This is a genomic window from Streptomyces sp. NPDC039462 (assembly GCF_055639375.1).
In genome coordinates this window covers 73,504-90,212 of the sequence record NZ_JBVKAO010000009.1, presented here as the reverse complement: position 1 = coordinate 90,212, position 16,709 = coordinate 73,504, and the positions used below count along the sequence as shown (strand labels likewise).

General features: G+C 72.6%; 11 protein-coding genes and 1 pseudogene. 6 read left to right on the top strand and 6 right to left on the bottom strand.

The features are described 5' to 3' along the window. The first annotated feature begins 4 nt into the window (after positions 1 to 4). From ACZ7LU_RS35740 to ACZ7LU_RS35725, 4 genes are all read left to right on the top strand, one after another. Positions 5 to 904, top strand: a complete 900-nt coding sequence (locus ACZ7LU_RS35740) for a serine hydrolase (RefSeq protein ID WP_471919282.1) — start codon at positions 5 to 7, stop codon at positions 902 to 904. 110 nt (positions 905 to 1,014) lie between these two features. Continuing rightward, positions 1,015 to 4,743 carry an ABC transporter ATP-binding protein gene (locus ACZ7LU_RS35735; RefSeq protein ID WP_471919132.1) on the top strand — a complete coding sequence of 1,243 codons (3,729 nt, stop codon included), beginning with the start codon at positions 1,015 to 1,017 and terminating at the stop codon, positions 4,741 to 4,743. A gap of 135 nt (positions 4,744 to 4,878) precedes the next feature. Next, positions 4,879 to 5,286, top strand: a complete 408-nt coding sequence (locus tag ACZ7LU_RS35730) for a hypothetical protein (RefSeq protein WP_471919131.1) — start codon at positions 4,879 to 4,881, stop codon at positions 5,284 to 5,286. 89 nt (positions 5,287 to 5,375) lie between these two features. Beyond that, on the top strand, positions 5,376 to 6,809 hold the full coding sequence (locus tag ACZ7LU_RS35725) for an aminopeptidase (protein ID WP_471919130.1): 1,434 nt from the start codon (positions 5,376 to 5,378) through the stop codon (positions 6,807 to 6,809). Between the two features lie 24 nt (positions 6,810 to 6,833). Here the strand turns inward: ACZ7LU_RS35725 and ACZ7LU_RS35720 are convergent, their stop codons facing one another. Continuing rightward, entirely contained in the window at positions 6,834 to 8,597 is a 1,764-nt protein-coding gene (locus tag ACZ7LU_RS35720) for a glycoside hydrolase family 3 protein (protein ID WP_471919281.1), read from the bottom strand. Positions 8,598 to 8,962: 365 nt separating this feature from the next. Continuing rightward, positions 8,963 to 9,859, bottom strand: a complete 897-nt coding sequence (locus ACZ7LU_RS35715) for a LysR family transcriptional regulator (RefSeq protein ID WP_468083908.1) — start codon at positions 9,857 to 9,859, stop codon at positions 8,963 to 8,965. Between the two features lie 139 nt (positions 9,860 to 9,998). Here ACZ7LU_RS35715 and ACZ7LU_RS35710 point away from each other — a divergent pair. After that, a pseudogene (locus ACZ7LU_RS35710) lies at positions 9,999 to 10,847 on the top strand (EamA family transporter); the annotation flags it as partial. A gap of 133 nt (positions 10,848 to 10,980) precedes the next feature. Here ACZ7LU_RS35710 and ACZ7LU_RS35705 read toward each other — a convergent pair. The 3 genes from ACZ7LU_RS35705 to ACZ7LU_RS35695 all read right to left on the bottom strand — a co-directional run bounded on the left by ACZ7LU_RS35705 (position 10,981) and on the right by ACZ7LU_RS35695 (position 13,534). Further along, positions 10,981 to 11,781, bottom strand: a complete 801-nt coding sequence (locus tag ACZ7LU_RS35705) for a sugar phosphate isomerase/epimerase family protein (RefSeq protein WP_471919129.1) — start codon at positions 11,779 to 11,781, stop codon at positions 10,981 to 10,983. Between the two features lie 54 nt (positions 11,782 to 11,835). Continuing rightward, complete coding sequence (locus tag ACZ7LU_RS35700) at positions 11,836 to 12,828, bottom strand: bifunctional helix-turn-helix transcriptional regulator/GNAT family N-acetyltransferase (protein ID WP_471919128.1); 993 nt, start codon at positions 12,826 to 12,828, stop codon at positions 11,836 to 11,838. Between the two features lie 106 nt (positions 12,829 to 12,934). Beyond that, on the bottom strand, positions 12,935 to 13,534 hold the full coding sequence (locus ACZ7LU_RS35695) for a LysE family translocator (protein WP_468716884.1): 600 nt from the start codon (positions 13,532 to 13,534) through the stop codon (positions 12,935 to 12,937). Between the two features lie 29 nt (positions 13,535 to 13,563). Between ACZ7LU_RS35695 and pdxR the strand changes: the two genes are divergently transcribed. Continuing rightward, positions 13,564 to 15,099: a MocR-like pyridoxine biosynthesis transcription factor PdxR gene (gene pdxR / locus ACZ7LU_RS35690; protein WP_471919127.1), complete on the top strand. Its 1,536-nt coding sequence runs from the start codon at positions 13,564 to 13,566 to the stop codon at positions 15,097 to 15,099. 305 nt (positions 15,100 to 15,404) lie between these two features. On the opposite strand, the gene ACZ7LU_RS35685 is transcribed toward pdxR, so the two are convergent. Further along, positions 15,405 to 16,448: a LacI family DNA-binding transcriptional regulator gene (locus tag ACZ7LU_RS35685; RefSeq protein WP_398297958.1), complete on the bottom strand. Its 1,044-nt coding sequence runs from the start codon at positions 16,446 to 16,448 to the stop codon at positions 15,405 to 15,407. Positions 16,449 to 16,709: the final 261 nt, after the last annotated feature.

Here is a 16,709-nt window from a genome sequence, read left to right as displayed (position 1 = left end):
CCGCATGCTCTCGGCCGGACTCGCCGCCGGAGTGCTCGTGCCGCTCGGCACGGCCGCGACCGCGACGCCCGCCGTCGCCGCGCCGGCACCCACGGTCACCTGCACCTCCGCGCAGGCCGGCCTGGCCGCCAAGCTCACCAAGGACATCACCGCCGCGCTGAAGAACCGCAAGGGCACCGTCGCGGTCGGCCTCCACGACCGCACCACCGACACCACCTGCACCCTGCGCGCGGGCACCTCCTTCGACTCGGCCAGCGTCGTCAAGGTGACGGTCCTCGCGGCGCTCCTGTGGGACGCGAAGAAGACCGAGCGGAAGCTGACCGAGCGCGAGTCGAACCTCGCGCACGCCATGATCACCACGTCGGACAACGCGGCGACCAGCACGCTCTGGCGCCAGCTCGGCACGGAGAAGATCAAGGGCTTCCTCAAGGCCGCCAAGATGACGAAGACCGTGCCGGGGTCCGGCGGCTACTGGGGTCTGACCCGCATCAACGCGACCGACGAGCAGAAGCTGCTCGCCCTGGTCACCGCCAAGAACACCGTCCTCAGCGACAACGCCCGCGCCTACATCCTCAAGCTCATGGGCAAGGTCGTCTCCTCGCAGCGCTGGGGCACCCCGGCGGGCGCCCCGTCCGCCGTCAAGATCCACGTCAAGAACGGCTGGCTGCAGCGGTCGACCCACGGCTGGCGCGTGCACAGCATCGGCGCGTTCAAGGGCGGCGGCCACGACTACACGATCTCCGTGCTCACGCACGGCAACAGCACGATGAACTACGGCGTCGCCACGATTCAGGGGGTGGCCAAGGCCATCCACAAGGACCTCGCGCCCGGCGTCGCCGCGGCGAACCGGTACGTGCCGACGGACACGCCCCGTGAGGCATTCGTGGCGGTGCCCGGCGCCTGAGCCCCCACAGGCCCGCGCCCCCGACGGGGCGCGGGTTTGTTGCGGCGGGATGAAAATCGCCTCCCGCCGTGTTGGGCCTCTCGGCAGGTCAGGTCGACGGGAGGCAAGTGGTGGCGGAGCAACGGGGCTGGGCCAAACGGCTGACGGGATACGCATGGCGGTATCCGAAGGACGTCGTGCTCGCGCTCGGCTCCTCGCTCGGCGGCATGGCCGTCATGGCCCTCGTGCCGCTGATCACCAAGGTGATCATCGACGACGTCATAGGCCAGGACGGCCAGGGCGGCGGCCGGTCCATGGGGCCCTGGGCCGGCGCGCTCATCGGCGCCGCCGTCGTCGTCTACGTCCTCACCTACATCCGCCGCTACTACGGCGGCCGCCTCGCCCTCGACGTCCAGCATGACCTGCGGACCGAGATGTACGGCACGATCACCAGGCTCGACGGACGGCGGCAGGACGAGCTGTCCACCGGGCAGGTCGTGGGGCGGGCGACGAGCGACCTCCAGCTCATCCAGGGGCTCCTCTTCATGCTGCCGATGACCATCGGCAACATCCTGCTCTTCGTGATCTCCCTCGTGATCATGGCGTGGCTCTCCCTGCCGCTCACCCTCGTCGCGCTCGCCGTCGCCCCCGCCCTCTGGTTCATCGCCCGCCGCTCCCGCACCCGGCTGCACCCCGCCACCTGGTACGCGCAGGCCCAGGCCGCCGCCGTCGCCGGAGTGGTCGACGGCGCCGTCAGCGGCGTACGCGTCGTGAAGGGCTTCGGGCAGGAGGACCAGGAGACCGGCAAGCTCAGGGAGGTCGGGCGCAAGCTGTTCGCCGGACGGCTGCGGACCATCCGCCTCAACTCCCGCTACACGCCCGCCCTCCAGGCCGTCCCCATGCTCGGCCAGGTCGCCATGCTCGCCGTCGGCGGCTGGCTCGCGGTCGAGGGGGACATCACCCTCGGCACGTTCGTCGCCTTCTCCACCTACCTCGCCCAGCTCGTCGGACCCGTGCGCATGCTCGCCATGGTCCTCACCGTCGGCCAGCAGGCCCGCGCCGGCGTCGAGCGCGTCCTCGAACTCATCGACACCGAGCCGAGCATGCAGGACGGGACGAAGGAGCTGCCCGCCGACGCCCCCGCCACCGTCGAGTTCGACGACGTCGGCTTCGCCTATGAAGACGACCGGCCCGTCCTCAGCGGCCTCTCCTTCGAGATCCGCCCCGGCGAGACCCTCGCCGTCGTCGGCTCCTCCGGAAGCGGCAAGTCCACCGTCTCGCTGCTCCTGCCGCGCTTCTACGACGTGACGCACGGCGCCGTCCTCATCGGCGGCCACGACGTGCGCGAGCTGACCCTCGACTCCCTGCGGTCCGCCATCGGGCTCGTCCCCGAGGACTCCTTCCTCTTCTCCGACACCGTGGGCGCCAACATCGCCTACGGCCACCCGGACGCCACCCGCGAGGAGATCGAGACCGCCGCCCGCGCCGCCCAGGCCCACGGCTTCATATCCGACCTGCCCGAGGGGTACGACACCAAGGTCGGCGAGCAGGGCCTCACCCTCTCCGGCGGTCAGCGCCAGCGCATCGCGCTCGCCCGCGCCATCCTCACCGACCCCCGCCTCCTCGTCCTCGACGACGCCACATCGGCGGTCGACGCGCGCGTGGAGCACGAGATCCACGAGGCGCTGCGCAGCGTCATGGCGGGGCGCACCACCCTCCTGATCGCCCACCGCCGCTCCACGCTCGGCCTGGCCGACCGCATCGCCGTCCTCGACGGCGGACGCCTCGCCGACCTCGGCACGCACGAGGAGCTGGAGGAGCGCTCCGCCCTCTACCGGCGGCTGCTCACCGACCCCGACGAGCTGGGCGGCGTCTCGCCCGGCCACGCGCTCCCCGCCGACCTGCCCGAGGACACCTCCGTACGCGACGAGCTCGACGCCGAGTTCGACGCGGAGCGCGGCATCACGCCCGCGCTGTGGACCGGCGACCGGGAGCCGAAGGACACCACCCTCGCCGGGATGCCGTCCACGCCCGAACTCCTCGCCCAGGTCGAGGCGCTGCCCCCGGCCACCGACACCCCCGGCATCGACGAGGCGCGGGCCGTCACGCCCGAGGAGTCGTACGGCCTGCGCAGGCTGCTCGCCGGGTTCGGGGTGCCGCTCCTGTTCAGCCTGCTGCTCGTCGCCGTCGACGCGGGCGTGGGGCTGCTCCTTCCCGTCCTGATCCGGCACGGCATCGACGAAGGCGTCAACGAACTCGCGCTCGGCGCCGTCTGGGCCGCGGCCGGGCTCGCGCTCGCCGCCGTCGTCGTGCAGTGGGTGGCGCAGACCGGCGAGATGCGGATGACGGGACGGACCGGCGAGCGGGTGCTCTACTCGCTCCGGCTGAAGATCTTCTCGCAGCTCCAGCGGCTCGGACTCGACTACTACGAACGCGAGTTGACCGGGCGCATCATGACCCGGATGACGACCGACGTCGACGCGCTCTCCACGTTCCTGCAGACCGGACTCGTCACCGCGTTCGTCTCCGTCGTCACCTTCTTCGGCATCATGGCCGCCCTGCTCGTCATCGACGTGGAGCTGGCCCTCGTCGTCTTCGCGACACTGCCGCTGCTGATCGTCGGCACGTACTTCTTCCGCAAGGCCAGCGTGAAGGCGTACGAACTGGCGCGCGAGCGCGTGTCGGTCGTCAACGCCGACCTCCAGGAGTCCGTCGCCGGACTGCGCATCGTGCAGGCCTTCCGGCGCGAGCGCGCGGGCGCCGAGCGGTTCGCGGAGAACAGCGACAGCTACCGCAAGGCCCGCATCCGCGGCCAGTGGCTGATCTCCGTGTACTTCCCCTTCGTGCAGTTCCTGTCGTCCGTCGCCGTCGTCGCCGTGCTGATCGTCGGCGCGGGCCGGGTCGAGGCGGGCACGCTCACGACCGGCGCGCTCGTCGCCTACCTCCTCTACATCGACCTGTTCTTCGCGCCCGTGCAGCAGCTGTCGCAGGTCTTCGACGGCTACCAGCAGGCGTCCGTCTCGCTGGGCCGCATCCAGGAACTGCTCCAGGAGCCCACGTCCACGGAGGCCGCGAAGGAGCCGATGGAGGTGCTCTCGCTGCGCGGCGAGATCGCCTTCGAGGACGTCGACTTCGCGTACGCGGCCACCGGCGACGGCGACCCCGAGGAGGCGCTCAGCGGCGTACGCCTGCGCATCCCCGCCGGGCAGACCGTCGCCTTCGTCGGCGAGACCGGCGCGGGCAAGTCGACGCTCGTGAAGCTCGTCGCCCGCTTCTACGACCCCACCGGCGGCCGCGTCACGGTCGACGGCACGGACCTGCGCTCCCTCGACCTCACCTCGTACCGCCACCGCCTCGGCGTCGTGCCGCAGGAGGCGTACCTCTTCGCCGGCACGGTCCGCGACGCCATCGCCTACGGCCGTCCCGACGCCACCGACGCCGAGGTCGAGGCGGCCGCCCGCGCGGTCGGCGCGCACGACATGATCGCGACCCTGGAGGGCGGCTACCTCCACGAGGTGAGCGAGCGGGGCCGCAACCTCTCCGCGGGACAGCGCCAGCTCATCGCGCTGGCCCGCGCCGAACTGGTCGACCCCGACATCCTGCTCCTCGACGAGGCGACGGCCGCGCTCGACCTCGCCACGGAGGCGCAGGTCAACCAGGCCACCGACCGCATCGCGGGCAAGCGCACGACCCTGGTCGTCGCCCACCGGCTGACCACGGCGGCCCGCGCGGACCGGGTCGTCGTCATGGACCACGGCCGGGTCGCGGAGGACGGCACGCACGAGGAGCTCCTCGCGCTCGACGGGCGGTACGCGCGGCTGTGGCGGACCTTCGTGGGGGAGCCGGTCGAAGCGGCCTGAGACCGTCGGCGGACGGCGCACGGGGGAGCGCGCCGCGAAAGCGCGGGAAAAGGCGGGGTTTCCCTGCAACCGCAAGGGGTCGGGGCTGCGTCCGTACACCAGTACGCTGAGGCAGGAGTGGCGGGAGGGGCAACCGTGAGCAGTGAGCGGAGCAGTGGCCGGATACGACGGCGGCTGACGCTCGGCACCGCCGTGCTCGCCGCCGCCGTGCTCTTCGCCCTCGCGGGCCCCGGCACCGCGTCCGCGGAGGCCGTCACCGGCCTCTGCGGCGGCCGCAAGGTGCGCACGCTCCCCTTCAGCACCGGCCGGGTCGACGTCTTCAAGACCCGCGGCTACGTCTGCGCCGTGGCCTTCGCCAAGCACACCGGCACCCGCAAGACGATGTCCGTCAGCGTCCAGGCCCGCGGCAGCAGGCCCGCGCGCGACAAGGGCCGGTACTCCCACCACGCGGGCCCGGTGACGGTCCACGCGGGCCACCGCTGCGTGTGGGTGAAGGGGAAGGTCGGCGGACACGGGGTCAGTTCGGGCTGGATTCTCTGCTGATCCCGTCGGCCGGAGCGCAACTCCCTCTGGTGCGGACCCAGTTGCTTCGTTAGGTTCCGGGGCATTGCTGTGTCGACAGGGGAGGGTGCATGCGCAAGACGCTCAGATGGGTGCTGTCGCTCGTGGTGCTGATAGGCACGGCGGGCGCGGCAGGAGCGACGTCCGGAGCGGCCACCGCCGCGGAACCGGGCAGGGCCGACAGTGCGCACAGCACTGACATCAAGGACAGGCTGCTCGCCATCCCCGGCATGAGCCTGATCGAGGAGAAGCCGTACCCCGGCTACCGCTTCTTCGTCCTCAACTACACCCAGCCGGTCGACCACCGGCACCCGTCCAAGGGCACCTTCAAGCAGCGCCTCACCGTGCTGCACAAGGACACCAGCCGCCCCACGGTCTACTACACCAGCGGCTACAGCGTCTCCACGAACCCCGGCCGCCGCGAGCCGACACAGATCGTCGACGGCAACCAGGTCTCCATGGAGTATCGATTCTTCACGCCGTCGCGCCCCGACCCCGCCGACTGGTCGAAGCTCGACATCTGGCAGGCCGCCACCGACCAGCACCGCATCTATCAGGCGCTCAAGCCCATCTACGGCAAGAAGTGGCTGGCCACCGGCATCTCCAAGGGCGGCATGACCGCGACGTACTACGAGCGCTTCTACCCGCGCGACATGGCGGGCATCGTCGCCTACGTAGCGCCCAATGACGTCGTCGACAAGGAGGACTCGGCCTACGACGAGTTCCTCGCGGGCGTCGGCACCAAGGAGTGCCGCGACCGGATCCAGGCCGTGCAGCGCGAGGCGCTGGTGCGCAGGGAACCGCTGTCGGCGAAGCTCGCGGCGTACGCGGAGGCGGAGGGCTACACCTTCAAGACCGTCGGCACGCTGGACAAGGCCTTCGAAGCCGTCGTCATGGACCTGGTGTGGGGCTTCTGGCAGTACCAGCCCGCCGCCACCGCCTGCGGAAAGATCCCGGACGCGGCCACCATGACCGACCAGGCCCTCTTCGACTACGTCGACACGGTGGGCGGCTGGTCCTCCTACACCGACCAGGGCCTCGCCCCCTACACGCCGTACTACTACCAGGCAGGCACCGAACTCGGCGCGCCCACCATCGAGCAGCCCTGGCTCGGCGACCTGAGCCGGTACGGCTACCAGCCGCCGCGGAACTTCGTGCCGCGCGAGATCCCGATGAAGTTCAAGCCGCACGCGATGCGGGACGTCGACCGCTGGGTGCGGCACAACGCGCACCGGATGATGTACGTGTACGGCGAGTACGACCCGTACGGCGCCGAGCAGTTCCGCCCCGCGCGGGGCGCCAAGCACGACAGCCACGTCTTCACGGCGCCCGGCGCCAACCACGGGGCGACCGTGGCGCAGCTGGTCGCCGACCAGAAGACGAAGGCCACGCAGCGGATCCAGGCGTGGGCCGGGGTGCCCTCCGACTCAGGCAAGCCGCTGGCCGCGTACGACAAGAAGCTCGACCGGCGTGACGTGCGGGAGGAGCGGACGCTGCGGCCGTAGGACGGCTGTGGCGGGGCGGACGGCTCAGTACGTCAGGCCGTACCCGATCGGGTACAGCACCTGCGCCGGGTCGTCCGCCCGCCGCACCGGCACGGGAAGCCGGCCCCGGGGCGCGACCCGGCCCGCGATGACCCGTGCGGCGGCGCGCAGCTCGACGTCCGTCCAGGAGTACGAGGCGAGGGCGGCGTCGACGGGGGGCAGGTGGGCGATGTCGTAGGGGTTGCGGATCGCGAGGGTGATGACGGGCAGGCCGGTGGTCTTGAGCGCTGCCACGAGGGTGGCCTGGCTGGTGTCGTCGGGGTGATCGGTGGCTCGGTGCGCCCGGGCGCGGGTGTTGTCCAGGGTCGTGTTCGCCGCCTGGGTGTTGTCCCTCGTGGTGGCGTGCGTGGTGATGTTGTACGTCGTCACGAGGACGGCGTCCGGGCCTCCCTGTGCGGCCGCCACGGCCTTCTCGACCGCCGCCTCGTCGGGGGCGGTGCCGGTCGGCAGGGCCGTGGCCCGGAAGCCCAGGGCGTCGAGGGCGTCCGCGAGGACGGTGGTCGGCGGACCCGTGGTCCCGGACGGCGAACGGGGGTCGGCGCCGACCACCAGGATGTTGGGGTGGGTGGCGGGCGACAGGGGGAGGAGCCCGTCGGTGTTGACCAGGAGGGTCGTGGTGGCTTCGGCGATGCGGTCGGCGGCGGCGAGGTGGGCGGGGGTGCCGACGGCGGGGAGTGCCGATGCCAGGTCTGCGGTGGTGGGCTCGTCGTCGCTCAGGAGGCCCACTTTCGCCTTCATGCGGAGTACGCGCAGGACCGACTCGTCGATGCGGTCCTCGGTGAGTTCGCCGCTTCTGACCGCGTCGATGACCGCGTGCCACGCGACGTCCGGGCGGGGCGGGTTCAGGAGCTGGTCGGCGCCCGCCTTGAGGGCGAGTACGGCCACGCGGTCGTCGCCGTACTTCGTACGGACACCGCGCATCGCGAGCGAGTCCGTGGCGATCACGCCGTCGAACCCGAGCTCCTCGCGCAGGACGCCGGTGAGGATCGGGTGGGAGAGCGTCGCCGGGTCGCCCGAGGGGTCGAGGGCGGGCACCACGATGTGCGCGGTCATGACGGAGTCGACGCCCGCGGCGATTGCGGCGCGGAACGGGGGCGCGTCGTAGCGGTCCCACTCCTCGCGGGTGTGGTGGATGTGCGGGAGCTCGGTGTGGCTGTCGTCCGTCGTGTCGCCGTGCCCGGGGAAGTGCTTGGCGGCTGTGGCGATGCCGGCGCTCCGATAGCCCTCGATCTGCGCGGTCACGAAGCCGGCGACGGCGTCGGGGTCGGCGCCGAAGGAGCGGACGCCGATGACGGGGTTGGCGGGGTTCACGTTCACGTCGGCGTCCGGGGCGTGGTCCTGGCGGATGCCGAGGGCGCGCAGCTCGGTGCCGGCGATGCGGGCGGCCTCGCGGGCGTGCTCGTGCGAGCCGGACGCGCCGAGGGCCATGGCGCCGGGGAGCAGGGTGGCGGGGGCGCCGACGCGGGCGACGACGCCGTGCTCCTGGTCGACGGAGATGAGGACGGGGACGGCCGGTGCCGCCTGCTGGATGCCGCGGGAGAGCTCGGCGATCTGCTGGGGGTCGCGGGTGTTGTGGGCCCAGCCGAAGTAGATGATGCCGCCGAGGCGGTAGCGGGCGATCAGCTCGGCGGCGTCGCGCACGCCGAGCTCCCGGAGGTTCGTGTCGATGTCGGCCGGGTCGGGGTCGGTCGCGCTGTGGCCGTACACGTGCATCACGAAGAGCTGGCCGACCTTGTCCTCCAGGGACATGGAGCCGACGAGGTCGCGGAGCCTGCGGTCGCTGTCGTCGGGCTGCTGCACGTGGGCTCCTGCGGTTCGGAGGAAACTTTCAGGAGTTACGGATATCCCGAAGATTTCTGCCGGTCAAGGGAGGAGCGCGGGCCGTCACCGGCGCTTGGAAGGGGGGCGCACCGGTGACGGCGGGCTGCCGACCGCGGGCGGCGGAGAGGGTGGTCAGCGTTCGCAGCCAGCAGCGATGCCGACACCGCCTCGCGGGGACTCACCGGCAGCGTGCCGGTTGGACGGCGGGGATGCCGGGCGGGTTCCCGCCGGCCCCCGAAATCCCGGAAGTCGGGGCGAGGGAGAGAAGGGGGGAGAAGGGTGCAGCGAGCGGGCTAGGACGGCCAGTGGGACTGGAGGGTGTGGACCGTCTCGGCGATGGCGGGGCGGCGGGAGGCTCCCGTGCGCCACAGGGCGTAGAGGCGGCGGACAGGAACGGGGTCGAGGGGGACCGTGACCGCGCCGGACGGGATGGGGCCGCGGCCCAGGCGGGGGATGAGCGCGATGCCGAGCCCCGCGGCGACGAGCGCGACCAGGGTCGGGTTCTCCTCGGCCTGATGGGCGATGTCGGGCTCGCACCCGGCCTCGCGGAGCGTCCGGATCAGCCACTCGTGGCAGACGAGCCCCGGAGGCTGCGTGATCCAGCGTTCCGCTTTCAGCTCCTCGCGGCGCACGGATGCGCGCCCCGCGAGCCAGTGGCCCTCGGGGACCACGAGGTCGCAGAAGTCGTCCCCGATGACGGCCTGTTCGACGCCGGGCGGCGTCGGGAGGGGCGCGATGTCCCAGTCGTGGACGACGGCCACGTCGATCGCGCCCTTGGCCACGAGGTCGACGGACAGATGCGGGTCGATCTCCGTCATGCGGGCGTCCAGGGCGGGGTGCCGGCGCGCCAGGTCGGCGAGGACGGAGGGCAGGAGCCCTCGTGCCGCCGAGGCGAACGCGGCGATCGTCAGGCGCCCGGCGGGCACTCCGCGCCGCTCCTCCAGCTCTGTCTCCGCGCGCTCGACGATGGCCATCAACTGGCGTGCCGTCTCGGCGAGATGAAGCGCTTCCTCGGTGAGGGCGACGCCTCTGCCGCGGCGTTCCAGGAGCGTCGTGCGGGTCTCCCGTTCCAGCTTGGCTATCTGCTGGGAGACCGCGGACGGCGTATAGCCGAGCGCGGTCGCGGCGGCGCCCACCGTGCCGTGCACGGAGACGGCGTGCAGCGCGCGGAGCCGGGCGAGATCGAGCACGCGGTCCTCCCTCTTCATGAGTGTCGCTCTTCGTAAGCGTCGCTCTTCGTAAAGCGTCGCCATTCGTAAGCGTTGCTTCATCCAATCATGCAGAGATCCGCGCTGGTCCTACATGGTCGGGGCGGGTGATCCTCGACGCATGCGACCTGCACACATCTGTCTGGCTGTCCTCGTTGCCGCCGTCTGGGGCGTCAACTTCGTGGTGATCGAGGTGGGGCTCGGCCACTTCCCGCCGCTGCTCTTCTCCGCCTTGCGCTTCCTCGTGGCGGCGCTGCCCGCCGTCTTCTTCGTGGGGCGGCCGAAGGTGGCGTGGAAGTGGGTGATCGGGGTGGGCCTCGTGCTGGGCGTGGCCAAGTTCGGGCTGCTCTTCATCGGGATGGACGCCGGGATGCCCGCCGGTCTGTCCTCGCTCGTGCTGCAGGTGCAGGCCGTGTTCACCGCCCTGTTCGCCTTCGTGCTGCTGGGTGAACGGCCGGGTCGTGTACGGGTGGTGGGCATGGCCGTCGCCCTCGCGGGGATCGCGGTCGCGGGCGTCGACGAGGGCGGAACCGGCCCGCTCACCGCCTTCGCGCTGCTTGTGGCCGCCGCGGCCTGCTGGGGCGTCTCCAACATCCTCACCCGCAGGGCGTCGCCGCCGGACGCCCTGAACTTCATGGTGTGGGTGAGTACGGTGCCGGTGCTGCCGCTGCTCGGCCTCTCCCTGCTCTTCGAGGGGCCGTCCCGGGATCTGGCGGCCCTGCGCTCCCTCGACTGGTCGGGCGCGGGCATCATCCTCTACGTCGCCTGGGTCACCACGGTCTTCGGCTTCGGCGCCTGGGGTTATCTGCTGCGGCGACACCCGGCGTCCACGGTCGCCCCGTTCTCCCTGCTCGTGCCGGTCTTCGGGATGTCGTCGGCCGCCCTGGTCCTGGGCGAGTCGGTGAGCGGGCTGCGGTGGTGCGCGGCGGCGCTGCTGGTGGGCGGGGTCGCGCTGACCTCGTTCGCGAGGACGGGCGGTCCGGCCCGCGCCCGGGTCGGCCGGAGCGGGTCGCCTGTCGTTGCCGACGGGGTCAGCGGGAGCGGGTCACCAGCCGTTGCCGACGGGGTCAGCCGGAGCGGGTCACCAGCCGTTGCCGACGGGATCAGCCGGAGCGGGTCACCAGGCGGGACAGGAGTTCACGGCCCGGGCCCAGCAACTCCGGCAGCGGTGCCGCCCCCTCGTACCAGCGCTTCTCGTACTCCCAGCACAGCCACCCCTCCCACTTCTCCGCGCTGAGCAGCGCCACGCACTCGGCGAGCGGCAGCGCGCCGGCGCCGAGGGCCAGCGGGGTCTTGTCGTCGGCGGACGCGATGTCCTTCACCTGGACGTAGCCGAGGTAGGGGGAGAGCGCGGCGAAGGTGTCGGTGACGGACTCGCCGCCGAGCCAGGTGTGCATCAGGTCCCACAGGGCGCCGACCTGGCGGTGCCCGACCGTTCCGAGGACGCGGGTGGCGGCGGCGCCCGTGCGGTGCGAGTCGTGGGTCTCCAGGAGGATGCGTACGCCGGCGTCGGCGGCGTGCCGGGCGGCGGTGCCGAGCCGCCGCGCGGCCGTCGCGTCGGCTTCTTCCGCGCTCTGTTCGGTGCCGCCGCCGGGGAAGACGCGGACGAAGGGGGCGCCCACGTCGCGGGCGAGGTCGACGAGGGACCGTATCTCGTCGAGGACGGGACCGTCCTCGCCGGGCGCCGCCACGCGCGCATACCCGGAGATGCCGAGGATCTCGACGCCGGCCGCCTTGAACTCGGCGGCCACGTCGGCCCGTTCGACGAGTCCGAGCCCCGGGTGCACCGGCTCCTCGGGGTGCGCGCGGAGCTCGACGCCGTGGTAGCCGTGGGCCGTGGCGAGCCGCAGCACGTCGGGGACGGGCAGGCCGGGGACGCCGAGGGTGGAGAAGGCGAATTTCATGGTCCCGACAGTAGGCGGCGCGCGGGCAAGGTCAACCCCGCCTCGGCGGGGGCGTCACGCGGGCCGCCCGTGCAGCGGAAGCAGCCAGTCCTGTCCCACGAGGTCGACGCCGAAGGAGCGGTGCGGCTTCTCGGAGACGAGGACGAAGCCGTGCCGCTGGTAGATCCCGCGGGCCGACGCGAGGACGTCGTTGGTCCATAGGGTCAGCTCGCGGTAGCCGACGCCGCGCGCGAACTCGACGCAGGCGGCGACCAGTTGGTCCCCGATGCCGAGGCCGCGCGCGTCGGGTTCGACGAGCAGGAGGCGCAGCCGGGCCGTCCCGGGCGCCTCGTCCCGTACGCACATCACGCACCCCACGGGCCGCCCGTCGAGCTCGGCGATCCACACGCGCTCCAGGTGGGGGTCGTGGTCCTCGGCGAAGTCGGCGACGATGCGGGCGACGAGGCCCTCATAGTCGGTGTTCCAGCCGAACTCGGCGGCGTACACGGCGGCGTTGCGCTGCACGATCCACCCGAGGTCGCCCGGCCCCGGCTCCCTGAGCAGGACGTCCGCGCGCTTCCCGCGGCGGTGGGGCCGTCCGCGGCCGCCCCCGAGGATCTCCCGCACCGTACGCATGGCCGCCGCGAGGCGGGCGCGGTCCGCGGCGGGCACCTCGGCGAGCAGCGAGCCGACGGCTTCCCGCGACCGCTCGTCGAGCAGCTCGGCGGCGTCGCGCCCGCGCGCGGTGAGCGTGATGCGCTGCCGTCGCGGGTCGGCCGCCGAGGGCGCCCGCTCGACGAGCCCGTCCCGCTCGAACTTGGCAAGCAGTCGGCTCAAGTACCCGGCATCGAGCGAGAGTTCGGCGCGCAGATCGGCCGCGTCGGTACGCGCCGCGTGCGCCAGTTCGTACAGGACGCGGGACTCGGTGAGGGTGTACGGGACGTACAGGTGGCGGCTGTAGTCCAGCGCGCCGATGAGGTTCGTATAGAACCGGTTGAAGGCACGCATCTCTTGGACGGGGGCACGCGACACCACGCGCGCCGGGGCTTCTCGCGGGGGCTTCGTCATGCGGATCACTCCGGGTCACCTTTGACTGAGTCAACGGTACGCCGGGCCGCCGAGGCTGGGAACCCCCGCATCGGCCGAACGGCTCACCACCCGGACGCCGACCGTCTCAGAGGAACGCCAGGCGTGCGCCCAGAGCCGCGAACGCCACGGCGAAGGTGCGGCGGAGCCAGCCGACCACGTGGGGGCGGGAGATGACGTGGTTGCGCATGGCGGCGGCGAACCGGCCGTACGCCGCGAAGACCAGGAACGTGATCAGCATGAAGTAGGCGCTCAGCTCCGTCATGCGCAGGGCGGCGTACGGCTCGTCGGTGTTCACGAACTGCGGCAGGAACGCGAAGAAGAACAGCGTCAGCTTCGGGTTGAGGATGTTGATCAGTACGCCCGTCAGGATCGTGCGGCCCGCCGAACGCGGCTCGCTCTCCTCTTCGGCGGTGAGCTCGCTCTTGTCCCGCAGCGTGCTCCACGCCATGTACAGCAGATAGGCCACGCCCAGGTACTTGAGCGTCTGGAAGGCGACGGCGCTGGTGTTCAGCAGCGCCGCGAGGCCAGTGATCGCCGCCACCATGTGCGGGACGACCCCCAGCGTGCAGCCGACGGCCGCGATCAGGGCGGCGCGGGTGCCGCGCGAGAGCCCGGCCGCGATGGTGAACAGGGCGCCGGTGCCCGGCGTCACGCAGACGACCAGGGAAGTGAGCAGAAATTCCATGCCCCCGACCCTCCCGCCACAATGGTTCCATGAACAGGTCCATTGGATCTCCTCCCCACAGGTCCATAAGTGCGGTCGGGGCAGTCGACTTCCTCCAGCTCGACATCGGTGACGCCCCCAGGGGCGGGCTCTCCGACTGGCTGGCGCGGCAGATCAGGGGCGCGATCGCCGACGGCCGCCTCGCCGTCGGCAGCAGGCTCCCCGCCACCCGCACCCTCGCCGGTGACCTGGGCGTGTCCCGCGGCGTCGTCACCGAGGCCTACCGCCGCCTCACCGAGGACGGACACGTCGCGGGGCGCGGCCGGGGCGGCACCGTCGTCGTGGCCGTGCCCCATGCGCGGGGCGTGGGCTCGCGGGCGTCGACCACCGCCGCGGACAAGGCAAAGGCGAGCGGAGCGCCTTCACCCTCCCCCTCCACCACCACCCTCTTCACCACCCCTCCCGACCTCGGCGTCTTCGACGCCATCCGTTCCGCGCCCGCCCGCATCGACCTGTCGCCCGGCCTGCCCGACCTCGCCGCCTTCCCGCGGGCGGCCTGGCTGCGCGCCGAGCGCTCCGTGCTCGCCGGGCTCTCGCCGGCGGACTTCGGATACGGCGACCCGCGCGGCACCCCCGCCCTGCGCGGCGCCGTCGCGCACTGGCTCTCCCGCAACCGCGGGATCCTCGCCGCCCCGGACGACGTGCTGATCGTCAACGGCACGGCCCAGGCGCTGCGGATGCTCGTCGACGTCCTGCGCGCCGACGGGATCACCCGTGTGGCGGTGGAGGAGCCGGGGTCGCTAGGCGTACGACAGCACCTGCGGCCGCTCGACACCCCGCCCGTGCCGGTCGACGCCCACGGCATCCGCGTCGACGCGCTGCGCGCCACGGGGGCCCCGGCCGTCCTGCTCACGCCCGCCCACCAGTTCCCCACCGGAGTCGTCCTCGGCGGCGAACGGCGCCGCGAGCTGATGGACTGGGCCCGCGACGGCGGCCTCGTCATCGAGGACGACTACGACGCCGAACACCGCTACGACCGGCCCGCCGTCCCCGCCCTGCGCGCCCTGCTCCCCGAACACGTCTGCTACGCGGGCAGCGTCTCCAAGCTCCTCGCGCCCGCCCTGCGCCTGGGCTGGCTGCTGGCCCCGCCCGCGTACCGGGAGGCACTCGTGGACGCCAAACGCCTCATCGACCTCGGCAGCCCGGCACTGCCCCAACTCGTCCTCGCCCACCTCATGGAGTCGGGCGAACTGGAACGCCACCTGCGCCTCATCCGCAGGCACCACCGCCGACGCAGGGACGCGATGATCGGGGCGATCCGGGAACACCTGCCGGGAGCGGTGGTGCACGGCGCCGCGGCGGGCCTGCACCTGATGATCACGTTCGGCACGGAGGCGCGCGGAGGCCCTTACGCCGACCTCTCCGACGCGGAGCTCGCCACCGCGGCCCTCGCCCAAGGAGTCAAGGTCCACCCCTTGTCCTGGCACACCCAACGCCCCCAGCCCCCCGGCCTGGTCCTCGGCTACGCGGCGACCGGCACCGCGGAGATCGCGGAGGGGGTGGCGGTACTGGGAGGGCTGGTGTGAGGACCTCATCCACAGCGGCTGCGCTGGCTGCTCCGGCCGCTCCAACTGCCCCGGCCCTTCCGGCCACTCCGGCCGCCCCGGCCATCCTGGCTACTTCAGCCGCTCCAGCTGGCCTAGGCACCCTTGGTGCCCTGGCAGCCACGGGCGCCACGGCCGTCCTGGCCGTCCAGGTCGCCCAGCCGCTCCGGTCGCCGGCCCCCGGGCCCCCCGGGTCGCCCCAGCCGCTTCAGTCGCCGGCCACTCGGCCCCCCGCCCGCCCAGGACCACCCCAGCCACCCCGCTAGCCCCAGCCGCCTCCGAACCCCCTACCGCGGCCCCGCCGTAGACCCCCGCACCATCAGCTCCCCGTGCACCGTCGCCACCCCGCCCGGCGGAGCCTTCTCCTTGCCCATCGCGATGCGGCCGGCGCGGGCGCCCGCCTCGTGGAGGGGGAGGCGGACCGTCGTCAGGGCGGGGACGGCGTCGATGCTGAACGGGAGGTCGTCGAAGCCCGCCACCGACACGTCGTCGGGGATGCGCAGGCCCTTGTCGCGCAGTGCCGCGCAGGCGCCGAGTGCCACCGTGTCGTTGGCGGCGACGACGGCCGTCAGGTCGGGGGCGCGGCGCAGGAGTTCGGCCGTGGCGTCGTAGCCGGACCGGCGGTCGTACGGGCCGTGGACCGTCAGCGCCGGGTCGTCCGCGATGCCGCGCGCGGCAAGGGCGGCACGGTGCCCCTCAAGACGGTGCCGGGTGGTCGTGCGCTCCTCCGGACCCGCGATGTAGCCGATACGACGGTGCCCGAGGCTCAGCAGATGTTCCGTCAGCTGCTGCCCGCCGCCCCGGTTGTCGAAGGTGAGCGCCACCGCGTCGGTGTCCGGCGAGGGCGGCCGGCCGCACAGCACCACCCGCGTGCCCGCCTCCGCGAGGCGCCGGAGCTTTCCCGCGATCGCGGCGGCGTGCTCGGCGTCCTCGATCGCGCCACCCGTGAGGATCACTGCGGCGGCGCGCTGCCGCTGGAGGAGCGTGAGGTAGGTCAGCTCGCGCTCCGGGGAGCCGCCGGTGTTGCAGACGACGGCCATCCGCTCGCCGCCCGCGCGGCCGCCGGGCCCGCCGATCTCGGACTGCACCGCGCCCGCCATGATCCCGAAGAAGGGGTCGGCGATGTCGTTGACGAGGATGCCGACCAGGTCGGAGGTGGCCGCGGCGAGCGCGCTCGCGGGACCGTTCAGGACGTAGTCGAGGTCGTCCACGGCGCGCAGGACGCGCTCGCGCGTGGCGGCCGCCACGGGGTAGTTGCCGTTCAGCACGCGAGAGACGGTGGCGGGCGACACCTGCGCGCGGGCCGCCACGTCCGCCAGGGTCACGGTCACGTCGTACTCCTCCGGTTGCCCATGCCCATGCCCATGCCCACGCCCCTGCCCATCACGTACTCCTCCGGTCGTCCCTCACACGCGCCCCTCCGGCCGCCCGGACCAGGCCCCAGCACACACCGCCCCCGGTCACCCATTTGTCCTCGCCCGGTCGTCGCTCTCCACCGGAACCCTTGTCCGAACCTTGTCCGGCAGGCTAGCTTGCCCCAAATAGAAAGCGCTTGCTACTCGCCTCGCTCCCAGCTCCCCGCTCCCCGCTCC

Excerpts from the sequence above, each read along its gene's own strand:
- ACZ7LU_RS35740 (WP_471919282.1), top strand. The coding sequence starts at position 5 with ATGCTCTCGGCCGGACTCGCCGCCGGAGTGCTCGTGCCGCTCGGCACG.
- ACZ7LU_RS35725 (WP_471919130.1), top strand. The coding sequence starts at position 5,376 with ATGCGCAAGACGCTCAGATGGGTGCTGTCGCTCGTGGTGCTGATAGGC.
- ACZ7LU_RS35720 (WP_471919281.1), bottom strand. The coding sequence starts at position 8,597 with ATGTCCCTGGAGGACAAGGTCGGCCAGCTCTTCGTGATGCACGTGTAC.
- ACZ7LU_RS35705 (WP_471919129.1), bottom strand. The coding sequence starts at position 11,781 with ATGAAATTCGCCTTCTCCACCCTCGGCGTCCCCGGCCTGCCCGTCCCC.
- ACZ7LU_RS35700 (WP_471919128.1), bottom strand. The coding sequence starts at position 12,828 with ATGACGAAGCCCCCGCGAGAAGCCCCGGCGCGCGTGGTGTCGCGTGCC.
- ACZ7LU_RS35695 (WP_468716884.1), bottom strand. The coding sequence starts at position 13,534 with ATGGAATTTCTGCTCACTTCCCTGGTCGTCTGCGTGACGCCGGGCACC.
- pdxR (WP_471919127.1), top strand. The coding sequence starts at position 13,564 with ATGAACAGGTCCATTGGATCTCCTCCCCACAGGTCCATAAGTGCGGTC.